Annotated in this window: 14 protein-coding genes; 2 read left to right on the top strand and 12 right to left on the bottom strand. The window is 33.2% G+C overall.

The features are described 5' to 3' along the window. Positions 1-352 precede the first annotated feature (352 nt). From OPR57_RS07515 to OPR57_RS07505, 3 genes are read right to left on the bottom strand one after another with little or no spacing between them, the layout of a single operon-like run. On the bottom strand, positions 353-1,627 hold the full coding sequence (locus tag OPR57_RS07515) for a hypothetical protein (protein ID WP_265036504.1): 1,275 nt from the start codon (positions 1,625-1,627) through the stop codon (positions 353-355). An 18-nt stretch (positions 1,628-1,645) separates the two neighbouring features. After that, complete coding sequence (locus OPR57_RS07510) at positions 1,646-2,449, bottom strand: hypothetical protein (protein ID WP_265036503.1); 804 nt, start codon at positions 2,447-2,449, stop codon at positions 1,646-1,648. Between the two features lie 8 nt (positions 2,450-2,457). After that, positions 2,458-3,930, bottom strand: a complete 1,473-nt coding sequence (locus tag OPR57_RS07505; RefSeq protein ID WP_265036502.1) for a hypothetical protein — start codon at positions 3,928-3,930, stop codon at positions 2,458-2,460. Between the two features lie 409 nt (positions 3,931-4,339). Between OPR57_RS07505 and OPR57_RS07500 the strand changes: the two genes are divergently transcribed. Both OPR57_RS07500 and OPR57_RS07495 read left to right on the top strand, forming a co-directional pair. Continuing rightward, a complete protein-coding gene (locus tag OPR57_RS07500) occupies positions 4,340-5,239 on the top strand; it encodes a DMT family transporter (protein WP_265036501.1) in 900 nt (299 codons plus the stop codon). A 47-nt stretch (positions 5,240-5,286) separates the two neighbouring features. Further along, positions 5,287-6,594, top strand: coding sequence for a UDP-glucose dehydrogenase family protein (locus OPR57_RS07495; protein WP_265036500.1), 1,308 nt, complete (start codon positions 5,287-5,289; stop codon positions 6,592-6,594). A gap of 17 nt (positions 6,595-6,611) precedes the next feature. Here OPR57_RS07495 and OPR57_RS07490 read toward each other — a convergent pair whose 3' ends face one another. The 9 genes from OPR57_RS07490 to OPR57_RS07450 form a co-directional block, all read right to left on the bottom strand. Continuing rightward, entirely contained in the window at positions 6,612-7,757 is a 1,146-nt protein-coding gene (locus OPR57_RS07490; RefSeq protein ID WP_265037611.1) for an MFS transporter, read from the bottom strand. Between the two features lie 140 nt (positions 7,758-7,897). Beyond that, positions 7,898-8,941 carry a threonine aldolase family protein gene (locus OPR57_RS07485; RefSeq protein WP_320157493.1) on the bottom strand — a complete coding sequence of 348 codons (1,044 nt, stop codon included), beginning with the start codon at positions 8,939-8,941 and terminating at the stop codon, positions 7,898-7,900. After that, entirely contained in the window at positions 8,938-9,987 is a 1,050-nt protein-coding gene (locus tag OPR57_RS07480; protein ID WP_265036498.1) for a threonine aldolase family protein, read from the bottom strand. Before OPR57_RS07480 ends, OPR57_RS07485 begins: the two co-directional genes overlap by 4 nt. Position 9,988: 1 nt before the next feature. Next, entirely contained in the window at positions 9,989-11,764 is a 1,776-nt protein-coding gene (locus OPR57_RS07475) for an ABC transporter ATP-binding protein (RefSeq protein WP_265036497.1), read from the bottom strand. Next, on the bottom strand, positions 11,765-12,754 hold the full coding sequence (locus OPR57_RS07470) for a phytanoyl-CoA dioxygenase family protein (protein ID WP_265036496.1): 990 nt from the start codon (positions 12,752-12,754) through the stop codon (positions 11,765-11,767). A gap of 4 nt (positions 12,755-12,758) precedes the next feature. Next, positions 12,759-14,435, bottom strand: coding sequence for a WG repeat-containing protein (locus OPR57_RS07465; protein WP_265036495.1), 1,677 nt, complete (start codon positions 14,433-14,435; stop codon positions 12,759-12,761). Continuing rightward, positions 14,396-16,723: a glycosyltransferase gene (locus OPR57_RS07460; protein WP_265036494.1), complete on the bottom strand. Its 2,328-nt coding sequence runs from the start codon at positions 16,721-16,723 to the stop codon at positions 14,396-14,398. Before OPR57_RS07460 ends, OPR57_RS07465 begins: the two co-directional genes overlap by 40 nt. Continuing rightward, positions 16,680-17,633, bottom strand: a complete 954-nt coding sequence (locus tag OPR57_RS07455; RefSeq protein WP_265036493.1) for an NAD-dependent epimerase/dehydratase family protein — start codon at positions 17,631-17,633, stop codon at positions 16,680-16,682. The genes OPR57_RS07460 and OPR57_RS07455 overlap by 44 nt, the downstream gene beginning before the upstream one ends. Before the next feature lie 125 nt (positions 17,634-17,758). Next, on the bottom strand, positions 17,759-18,508 hold the full coding sequence (locus OPR57_RS07450; RefSeq protein WP_265036492.1) for an NTP transferase domain-containing protein: 750 nt from the start codon (positions 18,506-18,508) through the stop codon (positions 17,759-17,761). Between the last annotated feature and the right edge of the window lie 118 nt (positions 18,509-18,626).

Raw genomic sequence — 18,626 nt, 5'->3', positions numbered from 1 at the left:
TACTATTTCTTTATTGTTTTAAGGCAACTGTCTGAGCTCCTCTGCCTTAGCATTATATCTCCACTTTCTGCAAGTTATTCCATTAAGTAGTAAAAATATTAGACTTGCCGCAAAACTAAGAAAAAAAAGACCAAAGATAGAGCAGATTGAACTTACAGTAAAAATAGAACAAAAAAACTCCAACAATAAATTATACAAACCTCATCAAGTTACTTTAACTTAAGAAAACATAAATCAAATTTTCTTGCTCAAAGACCTTGCTTTTTCTCCAACCTTACTCAAACGCACTCTAGCTTAATGCATAATTTTACCCATAAACAACCTTATCTTTGGTACTTTTATTAGTTACAAGTCATTTAGAAAACCCAGATGCTCTACGAAGCCCACCAATCAATATCAGATTCTGCTCTTGTCCTACAGCATTTAATATAGCGTATAACAAAACCATCGCATCTCCCCCAGTAATACGCTTGCATCTTCCACAAAATTCGTATTCACTTAACTGTCGATTTGCCTCCACCCTTTTTCGTTCAACTTGTCCTGCAGTGTTAGCAATCTTTACTTCTATTCCAATTGGATGAGTATCATCATTTTCTGCAGATCGTGATAACACTAGGTCTATTCTCTTTCCTCTCTCCAGCTGAAACTCAATAATTACCTTTTCAGGACTGTCACAACTTTGAAACACCCCACGCAACAAAGCCTGAAATTTACCTTCATTGTTCAAGAGTAGACGGTTTCCATTTAATAACGGAGACAACAAACGAGAAATCTCGTTAAATAAAACTTCATACCTAGCACTGTATTCACCATTCACATTACCATCATTACCAAAATTAGGCGCAGCACTCATCAATTCATCTGCAAATTGATGTAAGTTCCTAACGTTACCCATTTGTTCTGAGAACCTACCCTCAAAATAACCTTCTCTATGAGAACGTGAGTAAGCACGTAGTGATTTAAACTTCCTTGCAGAAACCACTTGTAGATGATTCTGAGCATCCACCTTACAAAGCACCTTACGTACCTTAGCATCATCTGTGGCTTGAGGTAGTAACGATAGGTCCAATGCCTTATCTGGAAAAGTCTGCCACTTCAAATGACGAAAAATGTGAAGTACAACAAAACCAATACTTGATACAAATAGAGCTAGAGTTAACGTATGCCTTACAATTTCTGCTGCATTTCCCCTACCACCTATACGTCTCATTCTCTCTCTTTGAGAGCAGTTAAATAGATACTTGTCAACCGTTACTACCCTTCGTCTACCAGCTACTCTTAAAAGATCGGCTGTGGACAAAACATTTCCCAAGAAAAACGATGACATACAGGAAAAAGTGTCACAATGAGGTGATTGAGTGAACTCTGATTCTATGGGTTGTGAAAAACGTTTTACACTCCCAATAACTTCATTTCCATGAGGATGTAGTAACCCCGGTATTAAGGAAAGACCACCTTCTGAAAAGGGCTGCACAGAAGTTCGGAGACCTGCACCTCCACGCAATTGAAAATTTAACGCTACACAAACAGCACTTGGTGATGAGGTATGAATAGGCAAAGACGACACAGAACAACTTTTAGCATAATCTTTAGCTTGTTCTAACCCTTCCTCATCACCAACCTTCAACTCAATTATAACTGGAACTTAATCATTTGCCTGATCAACATCACGAACAAGCAAAACAACATCTGCATAACCTTTTCCTATGAGTAGCTCTGGGTAGACACCAGCCACAGACCGGTATCTAAAATTTACTAAAAAACCACACAGAAAACCGTGGTAATCAGACTCTGCACCGAACACTAAGCTACCTTCATGTTCATCATGTATATCAACAATGTATTGCAAAATCCTTTTAACATTAGTACGCACTTCTCCTGCGTTATCATTTGCCAACTCATTCATCAGGTCTAACAATTCACCTGGTGCTCTGATTGGGTTAATTTCGTGAAAAACTGGTGCTTCATATTCATCACGTTGAGGGAAACTGTGTCCTTCATCAAAATGCCTACATTCCTCTCCAAATCGAAATATTTTATGCTCTTCCCAGTCCAGATCCTCACCTTCCTGTAATTCTTGTGGAAGATTTTCTTCTACCTGCTGCTTCTCTTCTGCACTAAACCTTGACCCAGGGCTGTTCTCATTATCAGCAATAGTATAATACCTTACTATTCTTCTATCTTCTTCATTAGTAAGAACTGCAACTTTCAGATTTCCACAACCGTCAAAACGAAAATAAATTCTTTCATCATTTGGATCTGCAATACTAAAATCATGTGCAGTAGCAAACATGCCAAAGAAGAATGCAGGAAAAAAGCCGTGCTTATTGGCAGAATGCAAAAAAGATGGACAATTGTTTAAAAAATCCCCAAACTTCCTACTGAATTCAGTACAATTTCCATTTAATAAATCTCTAACTAATTCATGATCTTCACCATTACCATGCATAAACACTCCTATTTGTTAACAACTGCAGCAGGAGAAATACTAGCACTAGTACCCACTAACGTAGATTGAGGACCTTCAGAACTAGCAGAGGATAAACTTAAGCTTTTTGCCGATTTGCACAACTCTTCTATTAAATTAGAGGAGCTAGCTGCAACTATCATCTTAGAATCCCTTGTTTTGTCTAAACTATTTGCTATCCTCTCTTTTAATGATTTAAAGCTTTTGTCTGAACAACAATCTTTAGCAAACTTTAAAATATCTGAGACCAAATCAATTTTTTCACCATCTCCAGAACTTCTAGTATCCTTGCAACACTCCCAATCTACAATCAAATTTACAATTGCATTTTCCATTGCAACAAAAGCAATCCTATCTTTAAAAGGATCGACAACATTTATTTTATTTTGGTTAAATACACTAGATTCCCAAAGACTGCTAATAGCTGAGCTTGCTTCATTCCTGTTATCCAAGTCATAATCTTTAGAAACTACAACAAATGAAAGCGATGAGAGAAGATGTGCATATCCTCTAGGTGAAAGCATTTTCTCTACTTCAGATCTTGAACATCCCTCGCTCAAGTACTGGATAACATACTTAGTTGTGTAAAGAAAACCGTGCTCTACTAAGCAACTAAGAGGACGATAGATCACACCCCTATCTTTCTTATTCGGTAGCCCGAGTAGTGACTTATGATCTACTTTTGCGCTTATGACTTTACCTAGAAGGGAATTTAAGGTAGAAGCAAGTTTATAGCTAGATTGCAATGGAGATAATTTTGCAATAGCAGAAACTAGCAATTTTTCTCGCCCTTCTTTCACTAATTTTTCTTCAGAACACAGACGATTATAGAAGTGTTCCACTCCCTTACTCCACTTGAAATCTACAGCCTTATTAAATCCATCTTCTGCTTCTATATTTTCTTTGAGGTTGCGTGATTTTTCATCAATCCAGAAACTGAATACACGGTTATCCTTTTCCACAAAGCGCAACAATTCAACTCTTGCAAGTTCATCGTTGGCAGCCAATTCCTGATTTACCTTACTCGCACCTTTATGACATAAATCAAGCTTAAAAGACTCCAACATCTTGTTGAATAATTGCCCAATTTCACTCTTCACACATTCAATACATGCTATTTCATAGATAGCAAAAGGATCCAATATATCTAACCTGGCCAACTCTTTCACCAATCTAGCAGGATTTAACTCTATACCTGACCAACAAGATTCATCACGAAACGCATTACATAAGAGGTCCGATTGCTCAACGGTTAGACCCTCTACTGTTACAGGGTGAGCCTTGACCCATTCCTCAATAGCTGAAGTTCTATCACCTTTAACAACATCCTTCAGCTTACTTATTACTTTGCTAGAGATAATCTCTTTATCTTCTTCAGAATCAGAACTGAGACGAGATCTTTTGCTTGGGCCTGCATTACCCTTCAAATCTTCCGTTCCACGTTTAGTTTTACTTTTTGGCATCTAATTACCTCAAAATCAAATATTCAATGAAGGTATTATACAAGCATTAGAATAATATACAAATCGAAAAATTAGTGTGCACCTAAATTTAAGCAGTAAGTATAGACCTGCTGCAAAAGAGGAGATATAAAGAGAGATGTAGCAAGAGGGAAGATGAGCTTAAATTATCAAATCAACGTTATTCTACTTTACCTCACTAGCATTTTCCTTACCTTGAGCCTTACTATTACTCACAAATATAAACGTTCGTTACATAGCTCTTAATATGTCTACAGAGACGAAATTTCCCGAATTACTTATAATTAACCCTCACGATCACATTCTGGGGCCATACATCAGAAAACTTTTATATTATTAGTTTTGTAGTAAAATTATATGAGTACATCGTATCTATTAAATCAGAAGCTTTATGGATTACAGACTAAGAGCTTATTTGTTTGGGGTTATCTGGTTTATACTTAGCTTACTTAGTAGTGTAGCTAATGATACTATATCAAAATATCTAAGTTTACATCTTCAGAGTTTTGAAATAATTTTTTTCCGCTTTCTGTTTACCACTATTACCCTTGTACCTTTTATGTTTTACTATGGAATAGAAGCTTTTAAAACAAGTCAAATATCTATTCAAATAACTAGAGGTGCATTACTGTTTTGTGGAATGGTCTTATGGACCTATGGATTGAGTACTTTCCCCATAGTAACTGCAACGATTATAAGTTTTTCTATACCATTATTTGTTATACTTCTTGCAATACCTTTACTAAACGAAAATATAATTTGGCAAAGATGGATAGTAACTATTATTGGTTTTATTGGTATTGCTATTACTACCAAAGCTCATAGTGAAGACTTTAATCCTAAAATTCTTATTTTTATTGTATCTGCATTGATCTTTGCTATATTAGACATACTTAATAAGAAACTTGTAATAAAAGAGTCAGTAATAAGTATGTTATTTTATTCAGCTCTAATGACAACTATTTTTTCTACTCCACCTTTGTTATTTTGTTGGCATGTGCCTTCCTTGTTGGAATTAGTATTACTGCTGATTTTGGGAATTAATTCAAATCTAATTTTGCTCTTTATGTTAAAAGCTTTTACTCTTACTGATGCTACTGCACTTGCACCTTATAGATACATAGAGCTAATAATTTCTACAATAGTAACATACATTATATTTAATGAATTACCTGATAAAAGTGCTTTATATGGTACTTTGATATTAATACCATCAACCTTATTTATAGCTTATTCGGAAGGTAAGGCAATTAAGAAAAATAATGTAACAACAAAAGTTTATAATTGTTAATGGTATTTATTTTAGATGCTAAGCTATATTTTTAAGGTGATAATAAAATGCACATAACTATTATAGGAGTAGGGTATGTAGGCTTAGTATCTGGTACAATGTTATCGGAGCAGGGCCATAAAGTTGATTGCATTGACATAAATACTGAGAAGATTGAACTTTTGAAATCAGGGAAAATTCCTCTATATGAACCTGGATTAGCAGATTATTTAGAGAATAATATAAAGTCACAAAGGATAAGATTTTTTGATTCGTATTCTCAAATAAATCCCAATACAGAAGTAGTATTTGTAACTGTAGATACTCCATCAGACTCCCTAGGAAATGCAAATTTAAAGAATGTATATAATGCAGTAAGTGAAGTTTCTGAGAGAGTTAATCAAGATTGCTTAATAGTGGTAAAGTCAACTGTTCCTCCTGGTACTGCAGAAAATATACATAATTATTTATCTAATAAGGGCTATAACTTTGATTTGGGGGTTAATCCAGAGTTTCTCAAGCAAGGCTCTGCAGTATCAGATTTTTTATACCCAGATAGGATAATAATAGGAGTAAAAACTAAGCTAGCTAGGGCAAAACTAGAAGTTATATATAGATCATTTATAGATAAGAATATTCCGTTAATAGTCACTGATACAGTTACTGCTGAAATGATTAAATATGCTTCTAATGCTTTTCTAGCAACAAAGGTTGCTTTTATCAATGAGATGGCAGGTTTATGTGAGCTATTAGGAGCAGACATTGACCTTTTAGCTAACAGTATGGGAATGGATCATAGAATAGGTAAGGAATTTCTCAAAGCTGGTCCAGGATTTGGAGGATCATGTTTTCCTAAAGATTTGTCAGCTTTAATAAGGCTTGCTGAAGATCACAATGTCAAGCTACAAATTTTAAATTCAGTTAAGGAATCTAACTATAATCATATAACAAACATTGCTAAAAAGGTAGAATATGTATTGAATGGAATCCAAAATAAAAAAATAGCGATATGGGGGCTAACTTTTAAGTCTGGTACTGATGATGTAAGAAATAGCCCAGCTATAGATATTGCAAAATTGTTAGTGAATAACAAGGCTAAAATTACTGCATATGACCCAATGGGGATGGATAATGCTATGCAAGTTCTAAAGGATATAGAGTACGCGGACAATGCTATAGGGGCTGCAAGGGACGCGGAAGCCTTGTTATTGTTAACGGAGTGGAAAGAATTTAAAAATCAAGATTTTGCAAGTTTAAAGAGTATTATGGCTGCACCTAATATTTTTGATTTCCGTAATTTATTAGATAGCGAGCTATTGCTAAGATATGGTTACCATGTTTATTCTTTGGGTAAAAAATCTATCTACAAAGTTTAACTGTTGAGAAATTTTTTTTACACCGCTTTACTTAGTTTTTTAAGATCTTTGCTTGATAGTATGGAAAAGCAAACGAGTGCAACAACAGAGCAAATGGAAAAAAATGAAAACATAATACTGTTACCAAAGTGCTTAACAAGTACTCCTAAAAACACGCATGAAAATATTGAACTTGCAATATACCCAAATAATCCTGTTAAGCTTACAATTGCACATACATTATTTTGTGGAGCAATTTCTACAGCTATAACACCTGTCAGTACTTGCACTCCAAATATAAAGAATCCTGATAAGATTGCGCCAAGGTTCATAAGAATTATATTTTGACCAAAGTTCATTTCAATAAAAGTGAGTGCTATACCCAACATATAAAGTGATGCCAGCAAGCTTCTATTTTGAAAGAAGTACATATCACTAATTCTTCCTGTGATTAGAGTTCCAAGGATTCCACCTAAATCATATACGCCTGTTATTAGTGAGGATTTTACAAGAGAAATTTGTAATTTATCCTTTAAAATTATAGGAAACCAAAAGAAGATTCCCATTTTTATAATATAAGCACAAAAAGTAGCACAACATAGAAACCATATAGAACTTTTCACTTTGATACCTATCTGAGATTTCTGCACCTTATAGTAGGTAGTAAAGTTGGCACTTTCTTTGTAATATGCTTTTAATGTTATATAAATTCCAAAAAGTAAGCATAAGAGACCAGAGTACAAAAATGCACTTTTTGCATCATAAATTTTAATTATGCTTGGTAACATAATCAAAGTAACACAAGAACCAAGTTGCTGAGATGCGCTCATAACTCCCCATGATGATGCAATTGAAGAGATGCTAGAGTTTGTAACCATAAACTTGGTAATAGCTGGCCAACCTAACCCTTGTGTCCAAGCTAATAATATTAATGTTAACAGTAATAAAGTTAGATTATTATATGATGAAGTTATACCAATGGTTAATAATCCAGTTGCAATATTGCATAGCCCAAACATAAATAATGGATTATTTTTGGAGTCCATGATTATTCCATTAACAAATTTTGATACTCCATAAAAAAAAGAAAAGCAGGCAAAAAAATAGCTTAATTTTACATGGTCAGTATCTATTAATAGTGGTAGAGCAATTGGTATACTTTGTCTTGATAAATAAAGCAGCATATATCCACAGAAGAATAGTAAATATTGAAAGAAGACAAAGTTCACACCTATTCCCAAACAGCTCTATGCGGATGCTACCATAATACTATATTGGTATAATATTGTTTGACAAGAAGTTTGCAAACAATTAGTGCAGAAAATTACTTACTTAGTATCTTTCTTATAGCAGATACAGTAGTATTAATATCTTCATAGCTTATATCTCTATGTGTTATAGCTCTGATTTTACCTTTGATGTTAGCCATTCTAATTCCATAATTTGTAACTAGTACGTTTATTAATTCTTGAGTAGATATACAATTATTACGTAATGAGAAATACGCTATATTAGTTTTGTATAGGTTGATATCAATTATAACTTGATCTATGGAGTCTAGGCCTTCTATAAGGTGCTGCATTTTTTTATGATCTTCTTCTAAAGAATTTATATTATTATGTAAAGCATATAAACATGCAGCTGAAATAATGCCAGCTTGGTGCATACCTCCGCCAATTTGAAACTTATAGTACCAAGCTTTTTCAATAAACTCTTCACTTCCAAGCAATATTGCGCCCATTGGAGCACCTAATCCTTTACTAAAATCAATGAATACCGAATCAAAATAACTTGCATACTCCTTTGGAGATATTTTAGTATGAGCACAAGCGTTGAACAGTCTTGCTCCATCTAAATGAGTGAATACGTCATTCTCTTTGCAGAGACTTGAGATCTCTTGAATATATTCTAAAGGCCACACAGCTCCACCACCAAAATTAGTCGTTTGTTCGATAGAAACAAGTCCAACTCTCGGAATATTTCTTAAGCTAGGACGAGTAATAAACTCAACAATTTGTTCTCCAGTAAATATTCCTCTCGTACCTTTGATGGGCAAAGGAGTGGCATGTGCCTGGGCTGCGATCAAGCCAGATTGTACTATGAGCGGATGTGAAGTTTCATCAAGCAGCAAGTAATCACCAGGTCTTTGAATGTGTACTTTATAAGCAATTACATTGGACATCGTTCCTGAAATCAAAAAGATTCCTGCAGGTTTACCTAATATTTTACATGCGGTTGCCACTAATTCGTTCACAGTTGGATCTTCACATGCAGCTTCGTTTCCAACTTTTGCTTTAGCCATCGCTTCCCTCATTTTAGCTGAAGGGTCAGTGTTTGAATCGCTAAAGAAATCTATTTTTATTCTCATAATAAATTTAACACAACCTCCTTTATAATTTCAGCAGCTTTCATGATGTCTGTTTCCTTTGTGCCAAGATGGGTAACTGCTCTTATATGAGACTCGAGCCAAGGAAAAAGTAATAAACCATAAGCTTGGCACTTACTCAAGAAAACCTCATTAGTTACATTTAGTGCTTTTATACTAAAGCTTACTATATTAGTTTCTGGATAAGGTAGTACCAGTTTTATGTGTGGAATTTCCTTAATCTTGTCTGCAAACAGTTTGGCGAGTTTATTGTCTTCTTTAAGCCTAGAAATATTGTTCTGTAGTACATACTTTGCTGCATTAGCACAATACCCTATCTGATGATAACTACTACCTAGCCAAACCTGTAGCTTTTTAGCCCTTTCAATTATCTCTCTTTTACCCATAAGCATTGAACCAAAAGGAGCGCCAAGTCCTTTAGTAAAAGAAAAGCTCATTGTATCCACATATTTAGCATAATCTGCTAAAGCAATATTTGTTTCGATATGAGCATTAAATATTCTTGCACCGTCTAAATGAAGATTTACATTGTGAGCTTTTAAAAAGTGATATAACTCGACTTGCTTTTCAAAAGGATAAATTTTACCATTAAACCCATTTATACTATTTTCTATAGAAACAAGACTCACCTGAGCAAAAATTTTATACCTCAGCTTAGAATTAATAGCATATTCTACTTCATCAACATCTAAGATTCCGCTATTATTTCTAATACAATTAAATACGATATTATTTACTTTTGCATTGCCTGCGCTATCGAAAAAATTAACGTGATAATTATAATGAGTTATTAGTTCATCACCAGGACTTGTTTGACTGGCAATGGCTAATCTATTTGCAAGCATACCGCTGGTTACAAATAATGCTTCTTCTACTTTGAATAATTGTTTGCAATATTCTGATAAGTCATTACAGCTTTTGTCTTCACCATAAGCAAAATCTCCAACAGTTGCATTACTTATTGCATGTATAACGTTGGAGCTCTGCAGAGTTGTAGTGTCACTTCTCAGATCAATAATTTTTTCCATCTTATTTTTTGCCATTCAAACAACCAATTTGAGCATTCCAAAGTTCTTTATAAAGACCGTGTTTAGAAACTAGTTCAGCGTGTTTACCATCTTGGACAATTTTTCCTTTGTTAAATACTAGAATTCGGTCCATGTGTAAAAGTGTAGAAATACGGTGTGCTATAATAATCGTAGTTTTATTTTGCATCAGTTTAAATAAACTCATTTGAATTGTTTTTTCTGTTATAGAATCTAACTGACTAGTTGGTTCATCGAGAAATAGTATTGGAGCGTTTTTTAAAAATGCCCTTGCTATTATTATTCTTTGTCTTTCTCCTCCAGATAGCTTGATGCCTTTTTCTCCGACTGTAGTTCCATATTGATCTGGTAGAGTCATAATGAAATCGTGAATACCAGCCAGCTTTGCAGCTCTCATTATTTCTTCGATAGTAGATTGAAGTCTACCATATATGATGTTTGCTAAAATAGTATCATGAAATAACAATGGGTCTTGAGGTATTACAGATATTTGTTGCCTCAAAGAACTCTGTGTAACTTCTGATACTATTTGATTATCAATCTGTATATTACCTTTTTTAACATCAAATAGCCTTAGGATTAAGTTTATAAAAGTAGATTTACCACCTCCAGAATAACCAACTAGACCTACTTTTTCGCAAGGATTAATGGTAACTGAGAAATCTTGAAATAATGACTCCTGACCTTCATAAGAAAAAGAAACATTATTAAACGTTATTTTTCCACTTAATAAATTTAATTCTTTAGCATTTTTCTTATCTTGAATTTCTGGTACGGTAGTTAAGATTGGCAATGCATCTGAAACTTTGCCGAAATGAGTAGAAAATTGGGTAAGATTCCTAGTTAGATGGTTAAGAAACTCTATAATAGATATATTAATTCCAAGTACAAGAGCAATATCTCCTATTGCGATTTTGTTCAATTGATAATCATGAATTAAAAAATACAAGTTTACTGCTTGGAGTATATCAAATGAATAGCCATATATAAACCAAAGCCAAAAGTATGCCCATTGTAATTTTCTCTCTGCAATAGTTCTTTTCTTGCATATTTGAAAAAATTTGTGTCTCTCATGTGCTTGCTGAGTAAATAACCTTACTGATATAACATTTAAAATACTATCTGCTATACTAGCTATTACTTGTGAATTTTGTTTGGAGTAATTATCAGCTAATTCAGTAAGTACACGAAAGCTGAAAATCGAGACTAAAATAAAAATGCTTACCCAAGTGAATGTAGCAATCGCAAACTTTATGTTTACTAATGATAAGGTATAAATAGCTAAGACTAATGCTATACTGTAACCGAAAAAACAATCTATAAGCAATCTTATTAACTCTATCACACTATCCATTAAGCTACTGACCTTATGTACTAAACTTCCAGATAAATTTTTCTGATAATAGGAATGGTCTTGTTGGAGTAGCCTACAAAAAGATATATCAGCTATCTTTTGACGCATTAAGGTAAACATTTGAATGTCAACAAAATAGCCATAGAATCTAAAAGCAGTAGTGATAAGTAATGCCATACCAAGATAAGCGCTTACAGGTAATAAAAGATTCTCAATTACATTACCTTCCTGATATTTTACAGCTGTATCTAGAATATTTTTTACTAAATACTTTCTAAAAGACAAATCAACAGCTACCACCAGGGCAACTAAAGACATTATAAGTACATTAAGCTTGAATTTAGATACTATATTCAAGATGAACATCAATACACATTTGAAGCTATCAACTCTACTTCTGTTCATTTACAATGCTAGCTCCACTACGTTGACTTTTTTATTGAGAAATACAAGTAGTGAAAACCATAAATTTTTGTATATTTTTCCTGAGATGTCTCCAGCATCATGTAGTGCTGATGCTCGATTCAGAATAAGTAGCTTATATAAATCTCGCTTAGCCTCAGCAGTGTCGATCCCAGAAATATTTGTAGTTGTATCTGTAATAAAGGCTAACCAGCTCTTGATAAGTTCTTCCATGTTTTTTGCTTTTATACTTTCCTGGTAGCCAAATAATGACAAGCATTTTCTCAGTATAGATTCTGTTAACTCACCACAATTGAGTATACCAAAAACTGAAGGCTGAGGTTTTGGCACATAGGGAAGATCTTGATCTTTTATAATCCACCTTGTTACATAAGCAAATCTATCTTTAGCATCTGTATTCTTATCACTACCATGCCATAACCGTGAATCAAAAACTATCGCATCTCCTTCTGAAATAGGTAATGACTTAATTTTGTAATTTTCCCGATTATTTGAGTACTGATCAAAAAAATATGGGTACCAAAAATCAACTAAAGGCTGTATTTCCCATTTATGACTGTTTTCTATAATTTGCAGTGCACCTGAAGTTTCACTGACATTATTCAAAGCTAACCAAACAGAAAAGTGGTAAGGATCATTGAAACTATAGGAGATGTCTTGATGGAAGGGAACTGCATCTATTAAATCAGCAGTTTTACATATAACATTTGATTTTTTCTGCAGTATCTGACACTGAAGTGACTTTTCAAGGTAATTTTTAATAATTTTATCTAATGCTTGAGAGATAATTCTAGTTACTCGAGATGACGTGCCCCATCTGCCGGTACAGTTTAAGTAGTCAGAAGTTGAAACACTTAGTTCTTGGGATAGCTTTGATATCTTATTTGTTATATCACTTAAAGACTGAGTTATTAGCTCTAAAGGAACCAGATTTTTGATAATAAAAAAACCATTTTTTTGTAGTATTTCCATATGATTAACACCTGACATCAATGACTGATAAGTAATCTGTTAAAGGTACAACAGAAGAAATTTTGAATCCTTTTACTTGTTTGAGTATTTTTTCCCAATCGCTTAATGTTCTTAGTTTACCTCCTGTTTCAACCATTACATTAATATCTACAGAGCCTCCAGCTGGAGAGCGGTAATCTAAAATAGTTTCTATCAATAAAATACGAGATATTCCTTTGACCAAATTTAAATAAGACAATACTTTATCATCATCATAGTGCTGTAGAAAGCGGCAAAAGACACCTAATTCATAATTTGTAACTGATAGTTCTTCCTGAGTTATAAGTTTGACTTTTAAATTTTCTACTAACTGTCTTGGTACTTTATGTTCGTTATATAGTCCTATAGAACCTTTATTGTGTATATCAGAATAAGCAAGAAATAAAGAGTGTACACCAAATAGCAATATATTCTTAGCACCATCTATATTAATCCTAGAATTAAACTCTTTAGTATCAAACCTAGAATATCCTAGCAATGCTTGGTAAAATGCTATTTTCTTATCTTCTGATGCTTCTCTTTCCTTAAAAGATTCAAATGAAGAGATTGACTTCTGTTTTAGTATATCGGCAATCTTTAACCAATTCTTTTCAGCGGCAACTCTTGCCCACATTGTTGCTGCTTTTGGCAAAAATGGTATTTCCTTAAAACACTTACCTTTTGATGATAGTTGCCATAAGTCCTTGTCCTTATCGTAATCAATAAACCCTATTTCCCACAACGCCCTTAACAGCCTTTCCAGATTTGGTACGATAATGTTTAACTTTTTAGATAAAACTGGCATAGTTGCAGGTAAAATATTTAACAAATCAAGTTCAATAGCAACGCTTGTTAGGTAAGTTTTCCAAAAGGCTGAAAGTTCTGCAGAAATCCTATGCACTTGAGATTCTTTACCTAAATCAAAAATACTAAACTTTACATTTCCGGTAATATCGATTTGTCTTAACACACCTTCAAAAGTTTCAACTTTTGCCATCCCATTATAAAATGCTTCTACCATTTTAAATCTCTGCTGGTAAACAGGATCACCATTAATATCTATATGAAACCAACCATGTTGATCTTCTGCAATAGAATACCCTTTATGAAAAACATTAAGTTTTTTATACCATTTATTATGTACTAACTTTCCATGATGATTAATATGTGTAGCTTTACCATCCTTATAGACTACAGCGATACCATCCTTAAAATCTCCAACATAATCATATTCCTCCTGATAAATCCTGTTGCCATTTAAATTAATATGAAAACATTTATCATGTCTTCTAACTACACAAGCATCTTCCTGATAATTTCCAATCCATTGATAAGACTGTTTGTATACTCTACATCCAGATGAATCAATATGGTAACACCCTGTATCATCTTCTACAGCTGCTCTATTGAAGTAGAATCCAAAAGTTTTTAGAAATCTATGATGATAAACTGCTTCTCCTCTTACATTGATATGATAAGCACCTGTCTGATCATAAACCGGTGCAAGACCAGGCTCATGAAATTTACCAACCTTTATAAACCTATTTTCATACAAAGGATTTCCTAGTAATTCGTGAAAGCTCTCACACGGTGAAATTTTAATAGATCTAAGATTATCTTTGATTAATTGATCAAAGGTTTTCTCATGTTGCATGTTTTGCATAATTTATAATTTAAATAATTCTTTTGTAAGCTTAGATATTCACTACTCTGCCATATTTCCTCGAGTTTAACCTCATTAACATTACCAAAATTTCCTAATGTCTTACGGAGTTCATCTGGAGCACAGCAAGGACTAAACTTTCCTTCATTGTTTATCCATGCTTCTTTACCTAAAAATGGGCATTGACCACCTGGAGCCAAATCCTTAATACCTTCTTGAGAAAGAATTGTAAAATTTTCTAATTTTATCTTTTTACCATTTGGCAATAGCATATTATCTCTAAGCTCATATAACCTTCTTACCTCTGTATTCCATCTACTAATTGCTAATTCATCTCTTCTCATAGATAGATCCTTAATTTCCTCAAAATGTGCCCAAAGATGATGTCCTTTAACTCTATCTATGCCATTTTTTATGGCCATCTTAACTATGTCATAGAGTTCATGTAAATTACTTTCCAAAAATGTTAATTGTAAAGTAACGGTACACCTTTCACCTGTATCGCTAAAGTATTTATCTCTAACTTCAAGGAAAGTTTTTAAATTTTCTGTCACTACTTCCCATTTTGAACCTTTCATGATTTTTTCATGAGTTTCTTTAGTTGCCCCATTCCAGGAAATCTTAACATCAGATAAAATTGGTACCAATAGTTCAGCCCATTTTCTAGCTCCTTTAATGGGAAAAGAACCATTGGTTGTGAGGTTAAGCTTAAGGCCGAACTCATGGCACAAATTGATTATTTCATCAAAGCTTTTATACATTAAAGGCTCACCCATAGTAGAAGGAATGATTTCCCTTAAAGGTGTGCCAGCTGCCTCCTTAATTACTTTTCTGATAGTTTCTATCGACAGTATCTTAGGTTTTATTCCTTTGGCTTTCTTCTCTTCTTTAACTTTGCTGTATGGTGAAAAACATTCGCACATTATACAAGCAAGATTGCAGTAATCTGGATTAGTATCAAAAGTAATTCTCCAAGGACCAGGTTTCAAAGCTACTGATTTGCCTTTCTTTTCAATAGCATTGCGGTAAATCTTGTTAAGTTTCTCAATATGCTCACTCATAGAAGGTATATTTCCATTTTCAGTATAAGGATAGCCTTTTTGGGTAAGTTTATTGTATAACTCCTGATTTGTAGATAGGACTTGCATTTTTTCTGACAAACTACTTGCATCTCTGTGCTTAAATAATAGTCCATCTCTTACATATTCTGCCATACCACCATAATCGGCTGTTATAACTGGTATTCTAAGTTGCTGTGCTTCATGTATTACTAATGGTGAATTTTCACCCCAAATTGAAGGAACGACTATTGCATCAACTTTATTAAATACGTCAGTAACTATATTCTTATTATCATAACTTCCCATCCACTCTATTCTTTCTTTAACAACAGGTGAAAACTGATCGGCAATCGCTTTTAAAGCTTTAGTTTCTTCTCTTGCTTCTCCCCAAATTCTAAGTTTTGCTTTAGATGATAAGTGAGAAAAAGCCTTTAGTAATAGGTCAACACCTTTTTCGGGAGTATGAGTACCAATATAACCGAAAATAAACTCTTTTTCTTGTACTCTATTTCTATTCTTAAGACGATTGAGATCAAAACCATAATCAAGATAAGAAATTTTGTTTATCGGAACATTAAAATCCTGAGTAAATTTATCCATCAAGAATTTCGATGGGGAAATAAAGTAATCTATATAGTCTATTATTTTCCTTGTGTGCTTCATTCTAGTTGCAACCCATTGTTCCCAATAATTTATGTCTAAATTCAGGAATTCTTCATCTCCTGTAAAATATCCTTTGTAACATTGGATTGCACATTTTTGATCCTTTTGTCCATCACAAAGCTGTAACAAATCTTCAGAATTGCGTTGAATAAACCTTCCTCTTGGACACATTAACCAAAAGTCATGTAGCGTAAAAATTGTAGGTATATTTTCTTTAAAAGCAATTTCTGGTAAAGTAATTGATAGATGATTAAGATGACCAAAATGTATAAGATCTGGCTGAAAGTTATCTATTACTCTTTTAAATTGTATATCTACTTCTTCATTGATAAATTTGTAACGATATTTAGCTGTGGGTATATTAATTAAATGCAGTAAGATTCGAGAGTCACTACTATCTAGGACTGTAGTGTAATAAAAATCAGGTAAAAAGCTATTTTCATACCTAGTAAATACTTGTACCTCATTGTTATTTGCTAGTTCATGAGCAAGAGTTTGGCTATAAACCTCTGAACCAGCACTATAATAAGGAGGGTAACCATGAATAACTTTTAATATTTTCATATATTACCATATCTATATTGTTAGGATATTCTTGTGTATTGTTTTGTAGACTTTTTATAAATTTACTTAATCCTACTTCTAATGAATGTTTTGGAGACCAACCAAGTAGCTCTTTAGCTCTAGTAAAATCACCATGAAACTTAGTTACATCAAAATTTCTTGGAGGATAAAAATCAATTCTAGAATCACTTTTCGTGACTTTTAATATTGTTTTTCCTAAGTTTTCTAAAGTACATGGGCTATTAGTAGTAAGATGAATAGCAGGAAGAGAAGATTTTTCGCTTTGTAAATATTTAACAGTTAAGCATATACCCTCTATAACATCATCCAAATAGGTAAAATCAAAAACACATTCTTTACCTTCTATTTTAATTGGATCACCTCGTAATGCATTAATACAGAGTGCGGGAATTACTCTACTGTTATGATCTAGTAAACCACCGTATACATTTGAAAAGCGTAATATTGCTACATTAAAATCTTTTAAGCTTGTTATTTGTTCCTCAATAAATGCTTTACCTTTGGCATAATTATTTATTGGATTGATACTAGCAGATTCTGTAACCGGCAGTTTCTTCTGCTCTCCATAAACTTCCCTACTACTTGCATATATAAACCACGGTTTATTTGGAAGTGACTTACATAACTCTAAAAACTGCATTGTACCATCAACATTAATTTTTTGACACAGTTGAGGATAAAGTTCACCATGTATCACTCGAGAAATTGCAGCCAGATGAATAATTCCTGTACACTTAGCAAGTAGTGATACTACATCTTCTAAAAAAAAACTGAGTGGATTATCGCGAAACCTAATATCGCAGCTTATTACTTCATGGCCTTGGTTTTCTAACTTTTTCACCAAGGTCAACCCTATCAAACCTGCAGCACCTGTTATTAATATTGCCATGTATACCCTCTCACTACAACTAGGAAAATTTGTCGTACCAATTATCTTACAGGTAAGAATCAAAAGGTATTATAAAACCAGTATAACACAAATGTCAACTTAAATTAATGAATAAAAAAATGTAGTTATGAAAGAAAAGTTGGCTGCCTTCTTTTTTGAAAATAGTGTTCGGCTTTAATCAAATCCTCTTTATTATTTACTCCCATTGCTTCTCTTTCATCAGAAACTACATAACCTACACTCAAGTTATTGTTTGCTGCAATGGGTACTATATCATTAAGACAATATTCATTGGTCGAATTATTAAATTTTATTTCTTTTACTAAGGTAAAAAGATCTTTAGCATATGAAGCTATTATTCCAGAGTTTGCAAGAAGCATTTTATCTCCATTTTTTAGGATTTTTTGAACATTGCCGTAATTATCAATTACTAATCTTCCATATTGTTCATCTTGACTATTGAATCCAAGAAGAACTAAATTATTATACTTTAAACAATCAGTCATTTTCATAACTGTATCACTAGATATAAAGGGAGTGTCTCCATACTGTATTAAAACTACGTCTTGATCAGATAACTCCTCCAGATTTTCTAGAGCAATTTTAACTGCAGTGCCAGTGCCTGTAATATCTTCTTGAATTATTAGTTTTATATTGTATTGATCGATTATACCTTTTAGGATATCAAACCTTTGTAAATCTTTTAGAAGAGACTCATTAACAACAATTGATAAGCTTTTTAGACTCAGCGATTTTGCATTAGAAATTATATGTTCTAAAAGAGTAAGATTTCCCACTTGGTGCAACGCTTTTGAATATTCAGAATTCATTCTACTGCTCTTTCCTGCTGCTAATATTATCAAAATGTTACTCATACATAACTCAGGAATTGATTAGGTAGTAAGTTAATTCATAATTAGTAAGATGTAAAGCCCACTGTAATTTTTGTATATTTTCTAGATCTTGGCACCCTCATTAGAGTTTCATTTAAGA

The sequence above is a fragment of the Wolbachia endosymbiont (group A) of Anomoia purmunda genome (genome assembly GCF_947251545.1).
Taxonomy (GTDB): Bacteria; Pseudomonadota; Alphaproteobacteria; order Rickettsiales; family Anaplasmataceae; genus Wolbachia.
This window is presented reverse-complemented; position numbering and strand designations above follow the sequence as displayed.

Bases quoted from the DNA above. Each gene is read 5' to 3' on its own strand.
- OPR57_RS07510 (WP_265036503.1), bottom strand. From the start codon at position 2,449: ATGCATGGTAATGGTGAAGATCATGAATTAGTTAGAGATTTATTAAAT.
- OPR57_RS07505 (WP_265036502.1), bottom strand. From the start codon at position 3,930: ATGCCAAAAAGTAAAACTAAACGTGGAACGGAAGATTTGAAGGGTAAT.
- OPR57_RS07500 (WP_265036501.1), top strand. From the start codon at position 4,340: ATGGATTACAGACTAAGAGCTTATTTGTTTGGGGTTATCTGGTTTATA.
- OPR57_RS07495 (WP_265036500.1), top strand. From the start codon at position 5,287: ATGCACATAACTATTATAGGAGTAGGGTATGTAGGCTTAGTATCTGGT.
- OPR57_RS07490 (WP_265037611.1), bottom strand. From the start codon at position 7,757: ATGCTGCTTTATTTATCAAGACAAAGTATACCAATTGCTCTACCACTA.
- OPR57_RS07485 (WP_320157493.1), bottom strand. From the start codon at position 8,941: ATGAGAATAAAAATAGATTTCTTTAGCGATTCAAACACTGACCCTTCA.
- OPR57_RS07480 (WP_265036498.1), bottom strand. From the start codon at position 9,987: ATGGAAAAAATTATTGATCTGAGAAGTGACACTACAACTCTGCAGAGC.
- OPR57_RS07475 (WP_265036497.1), bottom strand. From the start codon at position 11,764: ATGAACAGAAGTAGAGTTGATAGCTTCAAATGTGTATTGATGTTCATC.
- OPR57_RS07470 (WP_265036496.1), bottom strand. From the start codon at position 12,754: ATGGAAATACTACAAAAAAATGGTTTTTTTATTATCAAAAATCTGGTT.
- OPR57_RS07465 (WP_265036495.1), bottom strand. From the start codon at position 14,435: ATGCAAAACATGCAACATGAGAAAACCTTTGATCAATTAATCAAAGAT.
- OPR57_RS07460 (WP_265036494.1), bottom strand. From the start codon at position 16,723: ATGAAAATATTAAAAGTTATTCATGGTTACCCTCCTTATTATAGTGCT.
- OPR57_RS07455 (WP_265036493.1), bottom strand. From the start codon at position 17,633: ATGGCAATATTAATAACAGGTGCTGCAGGTTTGATAGGGTTGACCTTG.
- OPR57_RS07450 (WP_265036492.1), bottom strand. From the start codon at position 18,508: ATGAGTAACATTTTGATAATATTAGCAGCAGGAAAGAGCAGTAGAATG.